This is a genomic window from Streptomyces sp. NPDC050625, assembly GCF_040654755.1.
Lineage (GTDB): Bacteria > Actinomycetota > Actinomycetes > Streptomycetales > Streptomycetaceae > Streptomyces.
This window is the reverse complement of the sequence record NZ_JBFAIQ010000036.1, coordinates 18,130-38,309: the sequence shown is the minus strand read 5'-3', so window position 1 is coordinate 38,309 and position 20,180 is coordinate 18,130. Positions and strand designations below refer to the sequence as shown.

At 73.0% G+C, this 20,180-nt stretch carries 19 protein-coding genes and 2 pseudogenes; 9 read left to right on the top strand and 12 right to left on the bottom strand.

Annotated features, from left to right (window positions below; translation table 11 throughout):
* Positions 1–49: 49 nt before the first annotated feature.
* Genes AB0I54_RS41490 through AB0I54_RS41480 form a run of 3 tightly spaced genes read right to left on the bottom strand, consistent with a single transcriptional unit; the run spans position 50 to position 3,656 of the window.
* Positions 50–2,611 carry an FtsX-like permease family protein gene (locus AB0I54_RS41490; RefSeq protein ID WP_363301530.1) on the bottom strand — a complete coding sequence of 854 codons (2,562 nt, stop codon included), beginning with the start codon at positions 2,609–2,611 and terminating at the stop codon, positions 50–52.
* Positions 2,608–3,369: an ABC transporter ATP-binding protein gene (locus tag AB0I54_RS41485; protein WP_363301528.1), complete on the bottom strand. Its 762-nt coding sequence runs from the start codon at positions 3,367–3,369 to the stop codon at positions 2,608–2,610. Before AB0I54_RS41485 ends, AB0I54_RS41490 begins: the two co-directional genes overlap by 4 nt.
* Positions 3,366–3,656 (bottom strand): SHOCT domain-containing protein, encoded by a 291-nt coding sequence (locus AB0I54_RS41480; protein ID WP_363301526.1) that lies wholly within the window; start codon positions 3,654–3,656, stop codon positions 3,366–3,368. The genes AB0I54_RS41485 and AB0I54_RS41480 overlap by 4 nt, the downstream gene beginning before the upstream one ends.
* A 158-nt stretch (positions 3,657–3,814) precedes the next feature.
* Here AB0I54_RS41480 and AB0I54_RS41475 point away from each other — a divergent pair.
* Together AB0I54_RS41475 and AB0I54_RS41470 are read left to right on the top strand one after the other, a co-directional pair.
* Positions 3,815–4,036: pseudogene (locus AB0I54_RS41475) on the top strand (TetR/AcrR family transcriptional regulator); the annotation flags it as partial.
* Between the two features lie 144 nt (positions 4,037–4,180).
* A pseudogene (locus tag AB0I54_RS41470) lies at positions 4,181–4,513 on the top strand (phosphotriesterase); the annotation flags it as partial.
* A gap of 39 nt (positions 4,514–4,552) precedes the next feature.
* On the opposite strand, the gene AB0I54_RS41465 reads toward AB0I54_RS41470, so the two are convergent.
* Entirely contained in the window at positions 4,553–5,791 is a 1,239-nt protein-coding gene (locus AB0I54_RS41465) for an ROK family protein (RefSeq protein ID WP_363301525.1), read from the bottom strand.
* A gap of 48 nt (positions 5,792–5,839) precedes the next feature.
* Positions 5,840–6,490 (bottom strand): alpha-ketoglutarate-dependent dioxygenase AlkB, encoded by a 651-nt coding sequence (locus tag AB0I54_RS41460; RefSeq protein ID WP_363301524.1) that lies wholly within the window; start codon positions 6,488–6,490, stop codon positions 5,840–5,842.
* An 80-nt stretch (positions 6,491–6,570) separates the two neighbouring features.
* Between AB0I54_RS41460 and AB0I54_RS41455 the strand changes: the two genes are divergently transcribed.
* Positions 6,571–7,704, top strand: a complete 1,134-nt coding sequence (locus tag AB0I54_RS41455; RefSeq protein ID WP_363301523.1) for a methyltransferase — start codon at positions 6,571–6,573, stop codon at positions 7,702–7,704.
* A gap of 91 nt (positions 7,705–7,795) precedes the next feature.
* Here the strand turns inward: AB0I54_RS41455 and AB0I54_RS41450 are convergent, their stop codons facing one another.
* Both AB0I54_RS41450 and AB0I54_RS41445 read right to left on the bottom strand, forming a co-directional pair.
* Positions 7,796–8,641: a class II fructose-bisphosphate aldolase gene (locus AB0I54_RS41450; RefSeq protein ID WP_363301522.1), complete on the bottom strand. Its 846-nt coding sequence runs from the start codon at positions 8,639–8,641 to the stop codon at positions 7,796–7,798.
* Between the two features lie 23 nt (positions 8,642–8,664).
* Positions 8,665–9,546 carry an SIS domain-containing protein gene (locus AB0I54_RS41445; protein WP_363301521.1) on the bottom strand — a complete coding sequence of 294 codons (882 nt, stop codon included), beginning with the start codon at positions 9,544–9,546 and terminating at the stop codon, positions 8,665–8,667.
* Positions 9,547–9,668: 122 nt separating this feature from the next.
* Here AB0I54_RS41445 and AB0I54_RS41440 point away from each other — a divergent pair, with 122 nt between their 5' ends.
* Entirely contained in the window at positions 9,669–10,448 is a 780-nt protein-coding gene (locus tag AB0I54_RS41440) for a DeoR/GlpR family DNA-binding transcription regulator (protein WP_363301520.1), read from the top strand.
* A 17-nt stretch (positions 10,449–10,465) separates the two neighbouring features.
* Here the strand turns inward: AB0I54_RS41440 and AB0I54_RS41435 are convergent, their stop codons facing one another.
* On the bottom strand, positions 10,466–10,861 hold the full coding sequence (locus AB0I54_RS41435; RefSeq protein ID WP_363301519.1) for a luciferase family protein: 396 nt from the start codon (positions 10,859–10,861) through the stop codon (positions 10,466–10,468).
* A gap of 289 nt (positions 10,862–11,150) precedes the next feature.
* Positions 11,151–12,122 carry a hypothetical protein gene (locus AB0I54_RS41430; protein WP_363301518.1) on the bottom strand — a complete coding sequence of 324 codons (972 nt, stop codon included), beginning with the start codon at positions 12,120–12,122 and terminating at the stop codon, positions 11,151–11,153.
* Between the two features lie 242 nt (positions 12,123–12,364).
* Between AB0I54_RS41430 and AB0I54_RS41425 the strand changes: the two genes are divergently transcribed.
* The 3 genes from AB0I54_RS41425 to AB0I54_RS41415 all read left to right on the top strand — a co-directional run bounded on the left by AB0I54_RS41425 (position 12,365) and on the right by AB0I54_RS41415 (position 15,943).
* Complete coding sequence (locus AB0I54_RS41425; RefSeq protein ID WP_363301517.1) at positions 12,365–13,564, top strand: MFS transporter; 1,200 nt, start codon at positions 12,365–12,367, stop codon at positions 13,562–13,564.
* A 76-nt stretch (positions 13,565–13,640) separates the two neighbouring features.
* Complete coding sequence (locus AB0I54_RS41420) at positions 13,641–15,143, top strand: basic amino acid/polyamine antiporter (protein WP_363301516.1); 1,503 nt, start codon at positions 13,641–13,643, stop codon at positions 15,141–15,143.
* Positions 15,144–15,208: 65 nt separating this feature from the next.
* Complete coding sequence (locus AB0I54_RS41415; protein WP_363301515.1) at positions 15,209–15,943, top strand: maleylpyruvate isomerase family mycothiol-dependent enzyme; 735 nt, start codon at positions 15,209–15,211, stop codon at positions 15,941–15,943.
* A gap of 10 nt (positions 15,944–15,953) precedes the next feature.
* On the opposite strand, the gene AB0I54_RS41410 is transcribed toward AB0I54_RS41415, so the two are convergent.
* On the bottom strand, positions 15,954–16,346 hold the full coding sequence (locus tag AB0I54_RS41410; RefSeq protein WP_363301514.1) for a MarR family transcriptional regulator: 393 nt from the start codon (positions 16,344–16,346) through the stop codon (positions 15,954–15,956).
* An 85-nt stretch (positions 16,347–16,431) separates the two neighbouring features.
* Between AB0I54_RS41410 and AB0I54_RS41405 the strand changes: the two genes are divergently transcribed.
* Both AB0I54_RS41405 and AB0I54_RS41400 read left to right on the top strand, forming a co-directional pair.
* Positions 16,432–17,928, top strand: a complete 1,497-nt coding sequence (locus AB0I54_RS41405; protein ID WP_363301513.1) for an MFS transporter — start codon at positions 16,432–16,434, stop codon at positions 17,926–17,928.
* A 73-nt stretch (positions 17,929–18,001) separates the two neighbouring features.
* The gene (locus AB0I54_RS41400; RefSeq protein ID WP_363301511.1) at positions 18,002–18,286 is read left to right on the top strand and encodes a DUF6332 family protein; all 285 of its coding nucleotides are present in this window, start codon (positions 18,002–18,004) and stop codon (positions 18,284–18,286) included.
* Here the strand turns inward: AB0I54_RS41400 and AB0I54_RS41395 are convergent.
* Positions 18,247–18,912: a response regulator transcription factor gene (locus AB0I54_RS41395; RefSeq protein WP_363301510.1), complete on the bottom strand. Its 666-nt coding sequence runs from the start codon at positions 18,910–18,912 to the stop codon at positions 18,247–18,249. The two genes, AB0I54_RS41400 and AB0I54_RS41395, sit on opposite strands and share 40 nt — an antisense overlap.
* Entirely contained in the window at positions 18,909–20,147 is a 1,239-nt protein-coding gene (locus AB0I54_RS41390) for a sensor histidine kinase (RefSeq protein WP_363301509.1), read from the bottom strand. Before AB0I54_RS41390 ends, AB0I54_RS41395 begins: the two co-directional genes overlap by 4 nt.
* Positions 20,148–20,180 lie beyond the last annotated feature (33 nt).

The window sequence follows — 20,180 nt, the reverse complement described above, 5'->3', positions numbered from 1 at the left end:
TTCTTCTTCGCTCTTTCGTGCGGCGCCCGGGGGCGACGGCGGTAGGTCGTCACTCGGTGGCGATGGCCCGCAGCACGTCCAGCCGGGCCGCCCGCCGTGCCGGGCGCAGGCCCGCCAGGGCTCCGGCGGCGAGGCCGACCAGGGCGACCACCGCGAGCCGTGCGGGCGGGAGCGCGAAGGCGAAGGCGCTGTCGCTCGCGCCGTCCGAGGCCCGCACCAGCACCCAGCCGAGGAACGCGCCGAGGCCGAGCCCGCCCGCCGTGCCGAAGGCGGCGACCAGCACCGACTCCCAGCGGACCATGGCCCGCAACTGGGACCGGGTCTGGCCGACGGCCCTGAGCAGGCCGAGTTCGCGGGTGCGCTCGTGCACGGCCAGCGTCAGCGTGTTGGCGATGCCGAGCAGGGCGATGAACACCGCGAGGGCGAGCAGCGCGTAGACGAGGGTGAGCATCATGTCGATGCCTCCGGCCGACGACTGTGCGTACTCGTCGCGGGTCTGCACCTGCGGATCGCCGTACCGGGCGGCCACCTTCTCCACCGCGGCCTTGCCGACCGCCGTGCTCACACCGTCCTTGAACGTCACGGCGACCAGCCGGTCGGAGTCCTGGGTGCGGTGCGGCGCCCAGGCCGCGCGCGTGATGACGTAGTCACCGGCGAGTTCGGACTGGCCGTAGACCGAGCGGACGGTGAACTTCTGCGTCGTGCCGTCGGTGAAGGTGAGCCGGGCGGTGTCGCCGGTGCGCAGTCCCTGCCGGTCGGCCTCCTTCCGGGTGACGGCGATGCCGTCGGCGCCGAGGCCACGCAGGTCGCCTCGGACCGTGCCGAGGTCGAAGGAACGGGCGAGCGCCGCCGGGTCGGTGACGGTCAGCGCCCGTCCCCTGCCGTCGACCTGCGCGACCCCGCGGCCCAGTCCGACGGCGGTGTCCACCTCGGGCAGCCGCTGGACGGCCGGGGCCAGTTCGGGGCTGAGCCCGCTGCCGCCCGCGCCGAAGGACGGAGTGCTGACGGCCACGTCACCTGCGAAGGAGCGGGACACGGTCTGGTCCATCGTCGCCTTGAGCGAGGCCCCGAACACCGTGAACAGGGAGACGACGGCGACACCGATCATCAGGGCGCTCGCGGTGGCGGCCGTCCGCCGGGGACTGCGCAGGGCGTTGCGCCGGGCCAGGCCACCGGTGACACCGCGCAGCCGGTCGAGCGGGCTGCCGAGGAGCCGTACGGCCGTGGCGGAGGCGACCGGGCCGAGGACCACGAACGCGACCAGGGCCAGGACGGCGCCGAGTCCCGCCAGCCACACGGACGGAGAGACCAGCACGCCGGTGAGCGCCACCGCGACCGCCAGGGCGGCGAGGACCGTGCCGGTGACCGCACGGAGCCGGGAGGCGCCGGAGGTGTCGACGGCCGTCTCGCGCAGCGCGGCCAGCGGGGCGGTGCGTCCGGCCCGAACGGCGGGCATCAGCGCCGAGCCCAGGCAGACCACGACACCCACGGCGAGCGGCAGCACCATCGACAGTGTCTTGACGACCAGGTCGCCCCCGGGGAAGGGGAATCCGATCGCCGGGAACAGCGCCTGCAGCCCGGCGGCGATCCCGATGCCGCCGGCCAGCCCGGCGGCCGACGCGGTCACCGCGACGACGCTCGCCTCCACCAGCGTCGACGCCGTCACCTGACGCCGGGAGGCGCCGAGGGCACGCAACAGGGCGTTCTCACGGGCGCGTTGGGCCACGACGATCGCGAACGTGTTGTGGATGGAGAAGGTCGCGACCAGCAGGGCGACGCCGGAGAAGACGAGGAGGAAGGTGGTGAAGACGGTCAGGAACTGGCTGGAGATCATGTCGGTGTTCTCCTGCGCCGACGCCTGGCCGGTGATGGCCTCGACTCCCTTGGGCAGTACGGGTGTCAGCCGGTCGACGAGTTGCTGCTGGCTCACCCCGGGTCCGGCCCGCACCTCGATGCTCGCCGCCTGGCCGGGCCGGGCGGTGAGGTACTTCTCGGCGTCGGCCTGGGTCATGCCGGTGAAGGTCACCTGTGCCATGCCGTCCTCGCCGCCGAAGGTCGCGAGGCCGACGATCGTCACCTTGACGGGACCGGGGGTACGCAGCGTCGTCGTGTCGCCGATCTTCAGGTGCCCCTTCTTCGCGGTGCCGCGATTGACCACGACCTCACCGGACTTCAGGGGGGCGTGGCCCTCGGCGAGCCGGTACGGGTTGAGCTCCGGGTCGGTGATCCAGTTGCCGGCGAGGGTGGGCGGACCCTGGCCGCCGATGGGCTTGCCGTCGGCGCCGACCAGTTGGCCCGCGCCCTGGATGTCCGGGGCGGCGGCCGCGACGCCGGTAACCTTCTCGACGGTCTTCACCAGCGAGGTGTCGACCGGCCGCCGCACCCCCTGTGCCTCGCCCGGTGTGGTGATGGCGTCGGCGCCGCGCACGACGGCGTCCGTGCCGCTGGTCGCCTCGCCGAACATGGAGCCGAAGCTCGCGCGCAGGGTGTCGCCCATGACCAGGGTCCCGGCCAGGAAGGCGACGCCGAGGAACACCGCGAGGAACGTGCCGGCGAAGCGGCGCCGGTGGGCGCGCAGCGAGGACAGACTCAGCCGTACCGAGGCGTTCATGTCCTCACCTCGAAGGCCTTCATACGGTCCAGGACCTTGTCGGCGGTCGGCGACTCCATACGGTCCACCAGGCGCCCGTCCGCGAGGAAGACGACCTCGTCGGCGTGAGCGGCGGCGACCGGGTCATGGGTGACCATGACGACCGTGCGGCCGGTCCGGCGTACGGCCGAGCCGAGGAGCCCGAGGACCTCCTCGCCGGAGCGGGAGTCGAGGTTGCCGGTGGGCTCGTCGGCGAAGACGACGTCCGGCCGTCCGGCGAACGCCCGCGCCACGGCGACGCGTTGCTGCTGCCCTCCGGAGAGCTCGGAGGGGCGGTGGTGCAGCCGGTCGCGCAGGCCGACGACGTCGATCAGCGCGTCGATCCATTCCGGGTCGCCCCGGTCCCCGGCCAGGTCCAGCGGCAGGGTGATGTTCTCCGCGACGGTCAGCGTCGGCACCAGATTGAACGCCTGGAAGACGAAGCCGACGCGGTCGCGGCGGAGCAGGGTCAGGCGCCGGTCGTCGAGCGAGCCGAGGTCGGTGTCGCCGATGTAGGCGGTGCCCGAGGTGAGCGTGTCGAGCCCGGCCGCGCAGTGCATCAAGGTGGACTTGCCGGAGCCCGAGGGCCCCATGATCGCGGTGAAGCGTCCGACGGGAAAGTCCACGTCGATCCCGTCCAGCGCCCGTACGGCGGTGTCGCCGCGGCCGTACACCTTCACGGCGCCCTCGACCCGGGCGGCCGTACGGGCGGAGGTCATGGTGGTGGTCGTGGCGGTCATGCCGCACCGCCCTTGCCGACGCGGCCGAACTGCTCGTCCAGGACGGACAGCCGCCGCCAGTACTCGTCCTCGTCGATCTCGCCGGTGGCGAAGCGCCGGCCGAGGATCGCGATCGGCGAGTCGCCCTCCGGGCGCCGGCCGTCCATCGGGCGCCACGGTCCGGGGCGGCCGCGCCACACCGTGCGGCGAAGGACGGTGACGGCGCCGATCACGACGGCCGCCCAGATCAGCGGGAAGAACAGGATCCACGGGCCGGGGCCGCCGTCCCAGTGCGCCAGGGTCTGCATCTCGGTTCATCTCCTGTGCCGAAGCGTGTGGTGGTGATGCATCGAGACTGGCTCGGGGGAGGGGTCCGGGTCGTCGTACGGCCAGCGGCAGTGGGCGTACCTCCGCGGGAGTACGCGGGTGTGCGGCGGCTCCTCCCCCGGGCGGCGGCCGAAAGGGTGGCACCAGCCCGAGGGCCGTCCTGGAACGCGCGGGTGCCGGCCAGGGCGGCATGTACCGCCACTTCAAGGGCGAGCCGGACCTGGCGCCTGCGGCGATCCGGCGTACGGCCGAGGAGCTGAGGGCTACCGCCGAGGGAGTACTCGGCGGGCCGGGATCGCCGTACGAGCGCATCGAGACGTATCCGCTGCGCGAGCGCGATGTGCTGCGCGGCTGCCCGGTCGGCCGGTCAGCCGGTCAGCCGGTCAGCCGGTCAGCCGGTCAGCCGGTCAGCCGGTCAGCCGGTCGGCTGACGATGGACCCGGACGTGGCGCCGGGCCGGGACCGGCTGCCGAGCCGGTGGCGTTCCGCGCGGCGGGCGGGGCGCCACCTCGACCGCTCCCCCGACCCGGTCGTCCACCGTCAGGCCGCCGGGGCGGGCTGCCGGCCGGCCTTCGACGGCCCGTCGCGCGCCCGTCACGCCACCGACCGGCGCGTGCCGGACGCCGTACTGGCCCTGGCCGAGGCCGGGTTCGGGCACCGGCTGCCGCTCGGCGGGGACACCGTGGGCGCCGGCGCCCGGTCGGTCGACGACGGGCCAGGGATGCCGTACCTGCCGCGTCGGCGGCGTCCACGGCTCGAAGTGGCCCTCGGCGCGGAGCCGGTGGGGCGCGTCCTCACGCGGAACCCGTTGGAGGCGTTCGGCGTGGAGTGGCGGTGAGGACGCGTCGCGGTCGGGGACCGGGACGGCGTCCGATTGTCACTGGAGCGCGGCCAGCGGGTCGTCCAGTACCGGCTGCCAGGCCAACTCCGCTGCGCCGACCAGGCTGTTGTGGTCGAGGGTGCACGCGAGGATGGGGACACCGCCGCTCTGGCCCCACAGACTGCGGTCGGCGACGACCGCGCGGAGCCGGTCGGGGTCGGCGTCGAGCAGGGTGCGGTGCAGGCCGCCGAGGATGATGCGGTCGGGGTTGAGGATGTTCACCAGCCCGGCGAGGCCCAGGCCCAGACGGTCGATCAGGGCCTCGGCGGCGGTGCGCACGGTGGGGTCGTGGTAGTGGTTGCGGAGCAGGTCGTTGGCCTGCTGGAGCAGCGACACCTCGGGGCCGGGTTCGCGGCCGGCCTCGATGAGCAGGGCCAGTGGATCCGCCTCGACGTCCAGGCAGCCGCGGCTGCCGCAGTGACAGGGGCGGCCCTCGGGGTTCACCGTGAGATGGCCGACCTCGAGGGCCAGGCCCGAACTGCCCGTGTGCAGGCGGCCGTCGAGGACCAGTGCGCCGCCGACTCCCCGGTGTCCGGTGGCCACGCAGAGCAGGTCCCGGGCGCCGCGGCCCGCGCCGTGCCGGTGCTCGGCAAGCGCGGCGAGGTTGACGTCGTTGCCCGCGAACGCCGGGCCGCTGATCCCGGCCTCGGCAACGCACTCGGCGAAGATACGGCGGACCGGCGCGCCCACGGGCCAGGCCAGGTGCAGGGGGTTGAGGGCCAGGCCGTCGGGTTCGGCGACGGCGGACGGCACGGCGAGCCCGGCGCCCACGCAGCGGCGGCCCGTCGTACGGAGCAGTTCGGCGCCCGCCTCGACCACCGAGCCCAGCACCTTCGCCGGGTCCGCGTCCACGGTCTCGCAGCCCGGTGCCGTCGCCACGATCCGGCCGCCAAGCCCGACCAGCGCGGCCCGGAAGCCGTCGGCGTGCACCTGGGCGGCGAGCGCCACGGGCCCGTCGTCGGCCACCTCCAGCCGGTGCGAGGGGCGCCCCTGGGAACCGGCCGCCGCGCCCGGCCGGGCGTCCACCCGGATCAGCCCGAGCGCCTCCAGCTCGGCGGCCACCGCACCGGCCGTCGCCCGGGTCACCCCCAGTTCGGCGGTGAGCACGGCCCGGGTCGGCGCGCGCCCGGTGTGCACGAGCTCCAGCGCGGGCCCCAGCGCGCCGCGCCCCCGGTCCAGTCGCGTCCTGGAGGTGGTTCCTTCCCCCGCCGCCCGGGGGTCCGCCTTGCCGCTCATGAAGGCGAGTCTCCCATGATCCGCAGACCGGCCGGCCTGCGCCGCAATCTAGAGTCCACTCACCCTCAGGGTGATGTTCAACCGCCCGGTGAGCCCGAGTCCGGGCGGCGCCGTGCCGGGGTGCACCCGCGGCACCCCGTGGTGGGCCAGGCGCGACACGCCGCCGAAGACGAACAGGTCCCCGCTGCGCAGCTCCACGTCCGTATAGGGCCTGGTCCGGGTCTCGGTGTTGCCGAAGCGGAAGACGCAGGTGTCGCCGAGGCTCAGCGACACCACCGGCGCGTCGGACTTCTCGTCGCTGTCGCGGTGCATTCCCATGCGGGCGTCGCCGTCGTAGAAGTTGATCAGTGCGATGTCGTACGGCGCCGATGCCACCGCCCGCGGGCCCAGCGCGTCGGCCACCGCCCGGCGGCCCAGCTCGCCCAGCCAGGAGGGGAACGGTTTCACCCGGGCCCCGTCGCCGTCGACGACCGTGCGGGCGTAGGCGTACGGGTACCAGTGCCAGCCCAGGCAGACCTGGCGGGCGGTCATGGTGCCGCCGCCGGGGGTGCGGACCGTGCGCAGGCCCGCCGGCGGGCGCGCCCACTCCCGGCAGGCCGCAAGCAGCCCCCGCTGGGCGCGGGTGTCGAGCCAGTCCGGCATGTGCACGGCGCCGGGGGCGACCTCGGTGCGCTCCCTGGGGAACAGCTCCACGTCCATGCGTTCCATCCTGCCCCAGGACCCGCCCGACCGGGTCTGAGCTGCGGCTCCGCTAGCCTGGACACACAATGAGCGATCGCATGACGACTGCGTGGGGCGAGTTCGAGCTGTCCCGCTTCCCCGAGGATCCACGTGACCGACTGCGCGCCTGGGACGCCTCCGACGCGTATCTGCTGCGGCGTCTGGCCCAGGAGCGAATCCCGTTGTCCGGCACGGTCGTGGTCCTGGGGGACCGCTGGGGCGCGCTGGTCACGGCACTCGCGGAGCACGGGCCGGTACAGATCACCGACTCCTTCCTCAGCCAGGAGGCGACCCGGGCGAACCTCGCGCGGGCCGGCGTCGAGCCCGGTGCCGTACGGCTCCTCACCACCCAGGATCCCCCGCCGGACCGCGTCGACGTCCTGCTGGTGCGGGTGCCGAAGAGCCTGGCGCTCCTGGAGGACCAGTTGCAGCGGCTGGCGCCCGCCGTGCACGAGGGCACGGTCGTCGTGGGCACCGGGATGGTGAAGGAGATCCACACCTCGACGCTGGAGCTGTTCGAGCGGATTCTCGGGCCGACCCGGACCTCGCTCGCGGAGCAGAAGGCCCGGCTGATCCTCTGCACCCCGGACCCGGCGCTGGAGCGCGCCGCCAATCCCTGGCCGTACAGCTACGCCCTCCCCGAGGGCATCGGCGCGGTCTCCGGGCGCACCGTCGTCAACCACGCGGGCGTGTTCTGCGCCGACCGGCTGGACATCGGCACGCGGTTCTTCCTCCAGCATCTGCCGGCCGGCCGCGGCCCGCGCCGGGTCGTGGACCTGGGGTGCGGCAACGGGGTCGTGGGTACGGCGGTGGCGCTGGCCGATCCCGCGGCCGAGGTGCTGTTCGTGGACGAGTCGTTCCAGGCCGTGGCGTCGGCGGAGGCCACGTACAAGGCCAACGGGGTGCCGGGGCACGCGGAGTTCCGGGTCGGGGACGGGCTGGCGGGGGTGGCGCCCGGCAGCGTGGACGTCGTCCTCAACAACCCTCCGTTCCACTCCCACCAGGCGACGACGGACACGACGGCGTGGCGGATGTTCACCGGGGCGCGGCGCGCGCTGCGGCCGGGCGGCGAGCTGTGGGTGATCGGCAACCGCCACCTGGGCTACCACGTGAAGCTGCGGCGCCTGTTCGGCAACAGCCGACTGGTGGCCTCCGACCCGAAGTTCGTGGTGCTCAAGGCCGTCAAGCGGTAGCGGTCGAACCCGGTCGGCCGAGCCCCGTCGGCCGAGCCCTGTCGGCCGAGCCCCGTCCGTCGAATACTGTTGGCCGAAACCGGTCGGCGGGCTAGCCGAGCACCCCGATGATCCGTGTCACCTCCCGTGCCATCGCCTCCCGCCCCACGCTGAGGTACTTGCGCGAGTCGACCGCCTCGGGATGGGCGGCGAGGAAGTCCCGAATGGCGCCGGTCATCGCCATGTTGAGGGCGGTCCCGACATTGACCTTGGCGATGCCGCCCGCGACGGCCGCGACGAGTCCCTCGTCCGGCACGCCCGAGGAACCGTGCAGCACGAGCGGAACGGACACGGTGGCGGACAGCCGTTTGAGGAGTTCGTGGTCGAGGGCTGCCGTGCGGGTCGTCATGGCGTGGACGCTGCCGACGGCAACGGCCAGGGCGTCGACGCCGGTGTCCGCGACGAAGGCGGCCGCCTGGCCGGGGTCGGTACGGGCTCCGGGCGCATGGGCGTCCAGCGGTGGTCGGCCCTTTCCGCCGATCTCCCCCAACTCCGCCTCGATCCAGAGCCCTTGGCCGTGCGCCCAGTCGACCGCGGAGCGGGTCGCGGCCAGGTTCTCGGCGTACGGAAGGCGGGCCGCGTCGTACATCACGGAGCCGAAGCCTGCGTCGGCCGCCTGGCGCAGCAGGTCGTCGCTCTGTACGTGGTCCAGGTGCAACGCGACGGGCACACCGGAGCGTTCGGCGGCGGCCGCGGCCGCGCGGGCCAGCGGGAGCAGGCGTCCGTAGCGGAACCTGACGGCGTTCTCGCTGACTTGGAGGACGACGGGCGCGTCCGCCGCTTCGGCTCCGGCGATGACGGCCTCGACGTGTTCGAGCGTGATGATGTTGAAGGCGGCGACGGCTGAGCGTGCCTCGGCGGCGCGGGTGACGAGCTCGCCGGTGCGTGCGAGGGGCACGGCTTCTCCTCCCGGGTCGTGGGTCAGGGGGTGAGGATCACCGAGCGGGTGAGGTGGCGGGGCCGGTCGGGGTCGAGGCCCCGGCGGGCGGCGACGGCCACCGCGAGGCGCTGGGCGCGGACGAGTTCGGCGAGCGGGTCGAGCGAGCCCTCGACCCACAACCCGCCGGTGGTGCGCACCTGTTCGGCCAGTCCGTCCGGCGCCCCGCCGAACATCCAGGTCGCCGTCCCGCGCGTGGTGATGCTGATGGGGCCGTGCCGGTACTCCATCGCCGGGTAGGCCTCCGTCCAGGACAGCGAGGCCTCGCGCATCTTCAGCCCGGCCTCGCTCGCCAGTCCGACGGTCCAGCCGCGGCCCAGGAAGGTGAACTGGGTGCAGTCGGCGAGTCCTTCGGGCAGGGGGGTGGACAGCGCGGCGCGGGCGTCGGCGACGACCGTGTCGGTGTGCAGGCCGAGGTGGGCGCGGAGCACTGTGAGCGCGCTGGTGGCGAACCGGGTCTGCACGACGGACCGTTCGTCCGCGAAGTCCAGTACGACGACGTCGTCGGCGGCCGTCAGCACGGGGGTGTCCGGGTCCGCGGTGATCGCGGTGGTGCGGGTGCGTCCCTTCAACTGCCCCAGCAAATCCAGCACTTCGGTGGTGGTGCCGGAGCGGGTGAGGGCGACGACACGGTCGTAGGGGCGCCCGTACGGGAACTCGGACGCGGCGAAGGCGTCGGTCTCGCCCCGGCCTGCCCCTTCCCGCAGGGCCGCGGCCGCCTGCGCCATGAAGTACGAGGTGCCGCAGCCGACGATCGCGACCCGCTCCCCTTCTCCCGGCAGCGCCCTGCCGCTGTGGGCCGCCTGTTCGGCCGCACGTATCCAGCACTCGGGCTGGCTGCTCAGCTCGTCCTCGACATGGGTCATGCCGTGCCCCTCCCCTGGCTGATTTTTCTTGCAAGATATAGCCAGCTTTCAAGCACAATCAAGCATTCGAGGCGAGACGGGGTGCGCTAGGGTCGCGGAAGATCGAGGAACGGAGGCTCCGGATGTCGCGCGACGCCCGCTGGAAGGCGCTGCTGGAACTGCTCGTGGAACGCGGCCGCCTGGACGTCGAGGAGGCGGCGGCGGAACTGTCGGTGTCGGCCGCGACCATCCGCCGGGACTTCGACCGGCTCGCCGAGCAGCAGATGCTGGTGCGCACCCGGGGCGGTGCGGTCGTGCACGGGGTGTCGTACGAACTGCCGCTGCGCTACAAGACGGCCCGGCACGCCTCCGAGAAGCAGCGCATCGCCAAGGCGGTGGCGGACCTGGTCGCGCCGGGCGAGGCGGTGGGCCTGACCGGCGGTACGACCACGACCGAGGTGGCCCGCGCGCTGGCCGTGCGCGCGGACCTCGCCTCCGGGTCACCGGCGCTGACCGTCGTCACCAATGCGCTCAACATCGCCAACGAGCTGGCCGTACGGCCCCAGTTCAAGATCGTGGTGACGGGCGGGGTCGCGCGTCCGCAGTCGTACGAGCTGATCGGGCCGCTGGCGGACGGTGTGCTCGGCCAGATCACGCTCGACGTGGCGGTGCTCGGGGTGGTGGCCTTCGACGTCACGCACGGCGCGGCAGCGAACGACGAGGCGGAGGCCGCGATCAACCGGCTGCTGTGCGAACAAGCCGAACGAGTGATCGTCGCGGCCGACTCGAGCAAGCTCGGCCGGCGGGCGTTCGCCCGGATCTGCGCGGCCGAGATGGTGGACACACTCGTCACGGACACGGCGGTGGAGCGGGACACCGTGCGCCGGTTCGAGGAGGCGGGGATGCGGGTCGTCGCCGTGTGACGCCCGGTCGCACCGCGTCAGATGCCGCCGGGATCGGCCCGGACGAACCCCGCGCCCCGCTGGTCGTTGCAGCCGGCCTCGAACCGGCCGACGGGGTCCGGCCAGACCTGCTGGGCCTGGAGCGCAACGCTGACCAGGGTCATCAGCAGATCGACGTCGCTCGTGGCGTCGAGGCGTATGGTCACCCACTGCGAACCCGGGACGAGCCGGATCGCCCCCGAACCCATGAGGTCCTTGGTGAATCGCCGGATGGCACGGTCCGTCAGATGCAGGTCGACGTCCCGGTCCGAATGGAAGTGGACGATCTCACCCCGGTCCGAGCTGAGCGCCTGCCCCAGGCCGCAGCTCGGTACGGCCTGTCTCAGGTCCGGCCAGGTCGCCAGTTGCGTGAGAGCACGCGAGGCCAACGTCATGGGCCCATCATGGCCCGCTCACTCTTCCGCAACCAGCACGTGAGCAAGCATTAACCGACCCGTATCCATGGTCTGTCCGAAGACGCACCGCCGGAGAATCGTCCCCATGTCCTCCCGGACCAGGCACTTGCGCATGTTCTGCCCACCCCGACCAGGCGAGCGGGTGGCCGGAAGACGTCAGAAGTCACCGCCGGGCCGCAGGTGTTCGATGCCGACGACGGTCCGGCGGCCGCGCACGAACAACCGGATGACGACTCCGTACGGCTCGGACACCCACCACCCCCGGCCGTCAGCCCGCGCGCCAAGGCAGGCGTGCCACGACCAGGTTCGGGTCCCGCATGGTGAGGTACGCCGCGCTGGGCACGTAGACGCTGCGGTCGCGCACGGCCACCGAGGTCGGGTCGGCCAGGCCGTCCTTTCGTGCGAGCACGGTCGTGCGGGTGCCGTCCGGTCGCACCAGGGCGACCTGCCCGGTGGCGGCCAGGGCCGCGAGGACGGTGTGCCCGCGGCCGGTGAAGGCGAAGTCGTCGATCCCGTGCAGCCCGGTCGCCCTGGTCTCGATCGTGTCCGCGGAGTCGTCCGGCCGTACCGGGATGCGCAGCAGCGTCCCCCGGTCGCTGTTGGACACCCATACGGAATGGCCGTGGACCTTGATGCCGTTGGCGCCGAAGCCGCCCGAGGGGGCGCGGGACGGGGCGAGCGCGGGGGCCTTGGCCCATTTCGTGGCGGTTCCGCCCGTCTGCGGGACGCGCCAGACGGTGCCCAGCACCGAGTCGGCGGCGTAGAGCACACCGCGGTGCTCGTCGAGGGCGAGCCCGTTGGGCAGTCCGTCGGCCGGGAGCTTCGCGATCTGCTCGGGTGTGCCGCCGTCGCGCGTGATGCGCCAGATGCCGGTCTTGCGGGTCCCGGTCGCATAGGTGACGTAGAGCGTGCCGTCGTGGGCCCGGGCGATGCCGAGGACCACGGCGCTGTGGACGATGGGGGTGTTCGGGTTCTTGACCTCGGGCAGGGTCGCGAGGATGCGGGTGCGGCCGCGCGGGGTGACGTTGGCGACCTGCCGGGCGAACGCGAAGGCCAGATCGGCGGAGCCGTCGCGTTCCAGCGCGATGTTCTCCGGTGTCTGCCCGGCGGCGAAGTCGAAGCGGGCGACGACACGCGCGTCCGAGCGCTCCGGCTCACCGCCCGACGCGGTGGCCGACGCGAGCACGCTGACGGTGACGGCTGCCACGGCGGCGCCGGCCAGACGCGGAAGACGGGGCATGGAAACCTCTCTTCGAACAGGACATGAGCACCGCCACACGGGCCCGGACCACGATGAGGGTGCGCAGGTGAGCGGCGTCGGCAGCCGGGGCCGGAGGGTCGCCCGCGCGGGCCATGCCATGGGGCTGCTTGCCGCACACATGGAGGACGGAGCGTGCGTCCGGCCCTGCCCTTGTCCGGCCTTCGGCACCCCTCTAGGCTGACTTTGTGCCGCTAATAAACAAAACCCGATCGCACAGTGTCGTGCCGGGCAGCGACCTCACCCGTCTCCGTGTCGCCCTGACCGTGTTCTTCGCGCTGGACGGCTTCGTCTTCGCCGGCTGGGTCGTCCGCATCCCGGCCATCAAGGAGCAGACCCACGCCTCGGCCACCGGGCTGGGCTTCGCGCTGCTCGGCGTCTCGGCCGGCGCGGTGATCACAATGATGCTCACGGGGCGGCTGTGCCGCCGCTACGGAAACCACCCGGTGACCGTCGTGTGCGCCGTCCTCCTCTCCCTCAGCGTCGCGCTGCCACCGCTCACCCACTCGGCGCCCGCGCTCGGCGCCGTGCTGCTGGTGTTCGGGGCGGCCTACGGCAGCATCAACGTCGCCTTCAACAGCGCGGCCGTCGACCTGGTGACCGCGCTGGGTCGACCGGTCATGCCCAGCTTCCACGCCGCGTTCAGCCTGGGTGGCATGACCGGGGCGGGCCTCGGCGGGCTGGTCGCGGGGTCCCTCTCCCCCACCCGCCATCTGTTCGGCCTCACCCTGGTCGGCCTGCTGGTCACCGCCGTCGCGGGACGCATTCTGCTGCGCGAGCAGGTCCCGGTTCCGCCGGACGGGCCCCGGCCCCGGTCCGGGCCTGCGAGCAGCGACCCGGCCCCGCCCCGGGGCGACACCCCGCGCCGCGCGGATCGCCGTACGCGCGGGCTCGTCGCCGTCTTCGGCCTGATCGCGCTGTGCACGGCGTACGGCGAAGGCGCCATGGCCGACTGGGGCGCGCTCCACCTCGAACAGGACCTCGACGCCTCACCCGGTCTCGCGGCCGTCGGGTACTCGTGCTTCGCGCTGGCCATGACCGTGGGGCGGCTGACCGGCACCGCGCTGCTCGAACGTCTGGGCCGCACCCGGACCGTCGTCGCCGGAGGCGGCACCGCCGCGGCCGGCATGCTGCTCGGCTCGCTCGCCCCGTCCGTGTGGGCGGCGCTGATCGGGTTCGCCGTCACCGGACTCGGCCTCGCCAACCTCTTCCCGGTCGCCGTGGAGCGGGCCGGTGCCCTGGCCGGCCCGTCCGGCGTCGCGGTCGCCTCCACCCTGGGCTACGGCGGCATGCTCCTCGGGCCGCCCGCGATCGGCTTCATGGCCGACTGGTTCTCCCTGCCGACCGCGCTCACCAGCGTCGCGGCACTGGCGGCGGTGGCGGCCCTGATCGGCGTCATCACTCGCCGCGCGGCATCGGGCTGACCCCACGTCAGGCCCGCGGACACAACTCGCCCAGCAAAAGGTGCGGAGCCTCGGTGCATGCCCCAGCATGATCATCATGGCTCAGGCTCAGACCCAGTCGACCGAGAGTCCCGGCTCCGCACCGCCTACGGCCAAGCCGGCGCCTGCGGCCAAGCCGACGACTGCGGTCAGGCTCACGCCCACGGCCAGGCTGACGCGGCCCACGCTGACGGCGATGGTCGTCGGTTCCATGGTGGGCGCCGGTGTCTTCGCGCTGCCCCGGCGCTTCGCCGAACAGACCGGTGTCGCCGGTGCCCTGATCGCCTGGGGGGTCGCGGGTAGCGGCATGCTGATGCTGGCGCTCGTCCTGCGGACCCTCGCGCTGCGGCGGCCGGACCTCGACGCGGGCGTGTACGCCTATGCCAAGGCGGGGTTCGGCGAGTACCTGGGCTTCTTCTCGGCGTTCGGGTACTGGGCGAGCGTCTGCGTCGGCAATGTGGCGTACTGGGTGCTGATCATGTCGACGGTGGGCACGGTGTGGCCCGCGCTGGGCGAGGGCGACACGGTCGTGGCCGCCGCCCTGTCCACGGTCGGCCTGTGGGGGTTCTTCCTGCTGATCCGGCGAGGTGTCAGGGAGGCCGCCTCGGTCAACAGGATCGTCACGGTGGCGAAGGTCGTCCCCGTCCTGCTCTTCGTCGTCCTGGCCCTGTGCTACCTCGACACGGACGTCTTCGCCGCCAACTTCCACGGCACCGCCCACGCCGGTTCGCTGTTCGACCAGGTCCGCGGCACCCTGCCTGTGACGGTGTTCGTGTTCCTCGGGGTGGAGGGCGCCAGTGTCTACTCCCGGCACGCGAAACGGCGCGAGGACGTCGGCCGCGCGACCCTGCTCGGGTTCCTGAGCGTCCTGTGCGTCTTCGCCTCGGTGACGATCGTGTCGTACGGGATCATGCCCATGAGCGAGATCGCCCAGCTGCGCCGGCCCTCCATGGCGGGCGTCCTGGAGCACGCGGTCGGCACCTGGGGCGGGGTCCTCGTCGGCGTCGGGCTGATCATCTCGGTCCTCGGGGCGTACCTCGCCTGGACGCTGATGGCCGCCGAGGTGCTGTTCGTCGCCGCCCAGGACGGCGACATGCCGCGCTTTCTGCGCCGGGCGACCGCGGACGGCGTGCCCGTACGCGCGCTGCTGATGACGACCCTGCTGTCCCAGGCCGTGCTGGTCATCACGCTGTTCGCGAAGGACGCCCTCACCTTCGCGCTCCGTCTGACGAGCGCGCTGTCCCTGGTCCCGTACCTGCTGGCGGCGGCCTTCGCGGCGAAGGTCGCGGGGCAGCGAAGGACCCGGCGGCGCGGCACCTGGGAACTGGTGGTCGCCTGCCTCGCCACGGTCTGCACGGCCTTCCTCCTCTTCGCGGCGGGCCCGAAGTTCCTGCTGGTGTCGTTCATCGTCTACGCCCCGGCGACCGTCCTGTTCGTGATGGCCCGCCGGGAACAGGGCCGCCGTCTCTTCTCGGAGCGCGAACGCGTCGTCCTCGCCGTCTCGGTCGCCGGAGCGGGCCTCGGGACCCTCGCCCTGACGCTCGGCTGGATCAGCCTCTGACCCCCGTAGGCAGGCTGCGGAAGGTTCTCGTATGCGCGGTCGTTCCATACGGCACACTCACCTGCATGGAGACTGCCGACTTCCTTCAGACCCTGGACCGGGAGGGCCGGTTGCTGGCCGCGGCCGCCGAGGCGGCGGGGACCGACGCCAAGGTGCCGACCTGCCCACAGTGGCAGGTGCGCGACCTGCTGCGGCACACCAGCGCGGTGCATCGCTGGGCCGCCGGGATCGTCGCCGACGGGCACACGGCGCCGCGCCCCTTCGGTGACCTCCCGGACCTCGACGGCGCCGAGTTGGTGGCCTGGTACCGGGACAGCCATGCCCGCCTGGTCGACACCCTGGCCGCGGCGCCGTCCGACCTGGAGTGCTGGACCTTCCACCCCGCGCCCTGCCCCTCGCCGCTGGCGTTCTGGACCAGGCGGCAGGCCCACGAGACGACCGTGCATCGCTATGACGCCGAGTCCGCGCGGGCCGGGGCTGCGTCCCCGGTCGCCCGGGACTTCGCGGTGGACGGCATCGACGAGTTGCTGCGCGGCTTCCACGCCCGCACGAGGAGCCGGGTGCGCACGGACGAGCCGCGTGTGCTGCGGGTGCGCGCCTCGGACTCCGGGGACGTGTGGACCGTACGGCTGTCCGCGGAGCCGCCCATGACCACGCGGGACGAGTCCGGCGTGGCGGAGGCCGAACTGTCCGGCCCGGCCGACCAGTTGTACCTCGCCCTGTGGAACCGGGCGCCGATGCCCGACGTGACCGGTGACGCCGCGCTCGCCGCGCTGTGGCGGGAGCGGTCCGGCATCTGACGGCGGCCGGTCAGCCCGCCAGCATCCGGATCAGTACCGCGCGCTGCACCGGCAGCACCTCGCCGTGCAGCGCGCGCCCCTTCGGTGTGAGCGCCACCCGCACGCCCCGCCGGTCCTCCGCGCACATGGCCCGGTCGACCAGGCCGTCCTTCTCCAGACGGGCGATCAGCCGGGACAGGGCGCTCTGGCTGAGATGCACCCGCTCCGAGATCTCCTGGACGCGATAGGCGCAGCCGCCATCCGCCGCGCGGCCCTCGGCGAGCAGGTCGAGGACCTCGAAGTCGCTGGCGCACAGGCCGTGTCCGTGCAGGGCGCGGTCGAGCTCGCACTGGGTGCGGGCGTGCAGCGCCAGGATGTCCCGCCACTGGTTCACGAGCGCCTGCTCGGCATTCTTCGCCGCCATGGCCGCACCGTAGCAGAGAAATGGATTCCTTGCATCGGAATTAAATGCGCTTGCAGTCGATGCATATGCATGTAGTCTCTTCGTCATGACCTCTCCGCTCACCACCCCCGCGGCCCCGTCGTCGGCGGTTCGCTGGACTCCCCGGCTGTGGGGCACCCTGCTGGTGCTCTGCGCCGCGATGTTCCTCGACGCGCTCGATGTGTCGATGGTCGGCGTCGCCCTGCCGTCCATCGGCTCCGACCTCCAACTCTCCACGTCGACGCTGCAATGGGTCGTCAGCGGCTACATCCTGGGATACGGCGGGCTGCTCCTCCTCGGCGGCCGCACCGCCGACCTGCTCGGCCGGCGTCAGGTGTTCCTGGTGGCCCTCGGCGTCTTCGCGCTCGCCTCACTGCTCGGCGGCCTCGTCGACTCGGGTCCGCTGCTGATCGCCAGCCGTTTCATCAAGGGCCTGAGCGCGGCGTTCACGGCTCCCGCGGGCCTCTCGATCATCACCACGACCTTCCCCGAGGGTCCGCTGCGCAACCGCGCCCTGTCCATCTACACCACCTGCGCGGCCACCGGCTTCTCCATGGGTCTGGTGCTCTCCGGCCTGCTGACCGAGGCCAGTTGGCGGCTCACCATGCTGCTGCCGGCGCCCATCGCGCTGCTCGCCCTGCTCGCCGGCCTCAGGCTGCTGCCGCGCACCACGCGCGAACGCGACCACGACGGCTACGACATCCCGGGCGCCGTCCTCGGCACCGCGTCGATGCTGCTGCTCGTCTTCACCGTCGTCCAGGCGCCCGAGGCAGGCTGGGCATCCGCCCGCACCCTGCTGTCGTTCCTCGCGGTGGCCGCCTTGCTGACCGTCTTCGTCCTGGTCGAGCGGCGCGCGGTGAGCCCGCTGATCCGGCTCGGCGTGCTGCGCTCCGGCAGCCAAGTACGGGCCCAGCTCGGCGCGGTGGCCTTCTTCGGGTCGTACGTCGGATTCCAGTTCCTGACCACGCTGTACATGCAGTCGCTGCTCGGCTGGTCGGCGCTGCACACCGCGCTGGCCTTCCTGCCCGCGGGCGCGCTGGTGGCGGTGTCCTCGACGAAGGTCGGCTCGGTCGTCGACCGGTTCGGCACACCGCGGCTGATCGCGGTGGGCTTCGCGCTGATGGTCGTCGGGTACGCCCTGTTCCTGCGTATCGACCTCGACCCGGTGTACGCGGCCGTCGTCCTGCCGTCGATGCTGCTGATCGGCGCGGCCTGCGCGCTGGTCTTCCCGTCGCTCAACATCCAGGCCACCAACGGCGTCGAGGACCACGAGCAGGGCATGGTCTCCGGTCTGCTCAACACCTCGGTCCAGGTCGGCGGCGCGATCTTCCTGGCGGTGGTCACGGCCGTGGTCACCGCGGGCGCCCCCGACCGCGCGACCCCGCAGGCCGTGCTCGACAGCTACCGGCCCGGGTTCATGGTGGTCACGGGCATCGCCGTGGCCGGGCTGCTCATCACGCTCACCGGTCTGCGCGGTCGCCGCACACGGCCGTCGATCGTGGTCGCCAGGTCCACCGTGGAGGAGGCGCCGGCGGAACCGGTACCGGTACCGGTCCGCGACTAGCGGGACGCCTCCGCGCGTGCGCCCGGCGGGGTTTCGCTTGCCCCGCCGGGCGCACGGCTGTGAGACTTCCCGCATGAACGGGTACGGGGGACGACGCACCAAGGCCGAGCAGGACGCGGCGACGGTCGAGGCCGGGTACGCGCTGCTCAGCGCGGGGTTCGCGGCGGCGGTGGTCTTCGGAGCCGTGGCCGGACCGGCGTTCCTCTTCGAGCTGCCGGACCTGCTGTCCGCCTTGCTGCTGCGCTCGGGTCTGGCGCTGGCGGCGGTCGTCGGCGTCGCGCGGGTCGTGTCCGTGCTGGTCCGCTTCCGTCGCGGGCCTCATCCCAGCCAGCCGGGCCGCACCAGCCCCGACTCGTAGGCCAGCACCACGAGTTGGGCCCGGTCGCGCGCCCCCAGCTTCACCATCGTGCGGCTCACATGGGTCTTCGCGGTGAGGGGGCTGACGACCAGGCGGCGGGCGATCTCCTCGTTGGACAGCCCGATGCCGACCAGGGCCATCACCTCCCTTTCCCGCTCCGTGAGTTGGGCCAGTGCGTCGGCGGCCGCCGGCTCCTTGGAACGGGCCGCGAACTCGGCGATCAGCCGGCGGGTCACCCCCGGCGAGAGCAGTGCGTCGCCCTCGACCACCGCCCTTACGGCGCGCACGAGTTCCTCGGGCTCGGTGTCCTTCACCAGGAAGCCCGACGCGCCCGAGCGGAGCGCCTCGAAGACGTACTCGTCGAGTTCGAAGGTGGTGAGCATGACCACCTTCACGTCCTTCAGCTCCGGCGCACCGGTGATACGGCGGGTGGCGGCCAGGCCGTCCAGGAGCGGCATGCGGATGTCCATCAGGACGACGTCGGGGCGCAGTTCGCGCACCTCGCGCAGGGCCTCCTCGCCGTCGGCCGCCTCACCGGCCACCTCGATGTCCTGTTGCGCGTCCAGCAGCGCCTTGAAGCCGGCCCGCACCAATGACTGGTCGTCGGCGAGCAGTACACGGATCATGGGCCGTCCTCCTTGACCTTCACCTTCAACGGCAGTACGGCGAGCACCCGGAAGCCCCCGTCGGGACGCGGGCCCGCCTCGATCGTGCCACCCAGCGCGGCGGCCCGTTCCCTCATCCCCGCCAGCCCGTTCCCGCTGCCGCCCGCGTCCTCGCCGGTCGCGGGTCCGTCGTCGTCGATCCGCAGCCGCAGCACGCCGTCGTCGTCCTCGAAGCACACGCGCGCGTGCCGCGAGCCGGAATGCCGTACGACATTGGTCAGCGCCTCCTGGACGATCCGGAACGCCGCGAGGTCGGCGCCCGGCGCGAGGCGCGGCGGCTCGCCCTCGACGTCGACCGTGAGGCCCGCGCCCGCCGCCTGTTCCACCAGCTCCGGCAGCCGGTTCAGGCCGGGCGCGGGGGCGCGCGGCGCGGCGCCGGGGGCACGCAGGGTGTCCAGGACCTGGCGCACCTCCCCGAGCGCCTCCTTGCTGGCGGCCTTGATGGTGGTGAGCGCCTCGCGTGCCTGCTCCGGGTCGGTGTCGAGGAGGGCGAGGCCGACACCCGCCTGCACATTGATGACGGAGATGCTGTGGGCCAGGACGTCGTGCAGCTCGCGGGCGATCCGCAGCCGCTCCTCGTCCGCGCGCCGGCGGGCCGCCTGGGCGCGGTCGGCACGCTCCCGCGCCCACTGCTCCCGCCGTACCCGGGCCAGTTCGGAGACCGCGACGACGGCCACGACCCAGGTCGCGATGACGATCTCCTGGTTGAGGCTCGCGGCCTGGTCGCCCGGTGGCGGAAGCCAGCGGTAGAGCCAGAGCGTGATCAGGGCGTGCCCGGCCCAGAGCATCCCGACCGACGTCCAGGCCGCGAGTCGGTGGCCCGTGACGACGGCACTGAAGCAGCTGACGGCGACGGTCAGGAAGATCGGTCCGTACGGGTAGCCGGCGCCCAGGTAGACCAGGGCGGTCGTGGCCGTGCCGAACGCCACGAACGTGGGGTACCGCTGGCGCCAGAGCAGCAGCCCCGAGGCCACGAGCAGCAGCACGCGCGCGTAGCCGTCGAGCTGCACGCGATGGAGCTGTTCGCGCGCGGCGAAGTTCGAGCCGAACACCACGAAGACCATGAGCGGCAGGGTGGAGCGCCACGGCAGGCGGGCGCGGCCCGGCTCGGCGTCGCCGTCCGGGTGGTGCCACCACGGCGGTCCGTACCGCCACCACTGCGGCGGGCCGTGCCCGCGCACGCGCTGCTCTCCCATGTCCGCCACGCTAGACGTCCGCGGTCCGCAAGG

What these genes read in the sequence shown, in the direction of transcription:
- AB0I54_RS41490 (WP_363301530.1), bottom strand. Translation starts at nt 2,611, where the DNA reads ATGAACGCCTCGGTACGGCTGAGTCTGTCCTCGCTGCGCGCCCACCGG.
- AB0I54_RS41485 (WP_363301528.1), bottom strand. Translation starts at nt 3,369, where the DNA reads ATGACCGCCACGACCACCACCATGACCTCCGCCCGTACGGCCGCCCGG.
- AB0I54_RS41480 (WP_363301526.1), bottom strand. Translation starts at nt 3,656, where the DNA reads ATGCAGACCCTGGCGCACTGGGACGGCGGCCCCGGCCCGTGGATCCTG.
- AB0I54_RS41465 (WP_363301525.1), bottom strand. Translation starts at nt 5,791, where the DNA reads ATGAGCGGCAAGGCGGACCCCCGGGCGGCGGGGGAAGGAACCACCTCC.
- AB0I54_RS41460 (WP_363301524.1), bottom strand. Translation starts at nt 6,490, where the DNA reads ATGGACGTGGAGCTGTTCCCCAGGGAGCGCACCGAGGTCGCCCCCGGC.
- AB0I54_RS41455 (WP_363301523.1), top strand. Translation starts at nt 6,571, where the DNA reads ATGACGACTGCGTGGGGCGAGTTCGAGCTGTCCCGCTTCCCCGAGGAT.
- AB0I54_RS41445 (WP_363301521.1), bottom strand. Translation starts at nt 9,546, where the DNA reads ATGACCCATGTCGAGGACGAGCTGAGCAGCCAGCCCGAGTGCTGGATA.
- AB0I54_RS41440 (WP_363301520.1), top strand. Translation starts at nt 9,669, where the DNA reads ATGTCGCGCGACGCCCGCTGGAAGGCGCTGCTGGAACTGCTCGTGGAA.
- AB0I54_RS41435 (WP_363301519.1), bottom strand. Translation starts at nt 10,861, where the DNA reads ATGACGTTGGCCTCGCGTGCTCTCACGCAACTGGCGACCTGGCCGGAC.
- AB0I54_RS41430 (WP_363301518.1), bottom strand. Translation starts at nt 12,122, where the DNA reads ATGCCCCGTCTTCCGCGTCTGGCCGGCGCCGCCGTGGCAGCCGTCACC.
- AB0I54_RS41420 (WP_363301516.1), top strand. Translation starts at nt 13,641, where the DNA reads ATGGCTCAGGCTCAGACCCAGTCGACCGAGAGTCCCGGCTCCGCACCG.
- AB0I54_RS41415 (WP_363301515.1), top strand. Translation starts at nt 15,209, where the DNA reads ATGGAGACTGCCGACTTCCTTCAGACCCTGGACCGGGAGGGCCGGTTG.
- AB0I54_RS41410 (WP_363301514.1), bottom strand. Translation starts at nt 16,346, where the DNA reads ATGGCGGCGAAGAATGCCGAGCAGGCGCTCGTGAACCAGTGGCGGGAC.
- AB0I54_RS41405 (WP_363301513.1), top strand. Translation starts at nt 16,432, where the DNA reads ATGACCTCTCCGCTCACCACCCCCGCGGCCCCGTCGTCGGCGGTTCGC.
- AB0I54_RS41400 (WP_363301511.1), top strand. Translation starts at nt 18,002, where the DNA reads ATGAACGGGTACGGGGGACGACGCACCAAGGCCGAGCAGGACGCGGCG.
- AB0I54_RS41395 (WP_363301510.1), bottom strand. Translation starts at nt 18,912, where the DNA reads ATGATCCGTGTACTGCTCGCCGACGACCAGTCATTGGTGCGGGCCGGC.
- AB0I54_RS41390 (WP_363301509.1), bottom strand. Translation starts at nt 20,147, where the DNA reads ATGGGAGAGCAGCGCGTGCGCGGGCACGGCCCGCCGCAGTGGTGGCGG.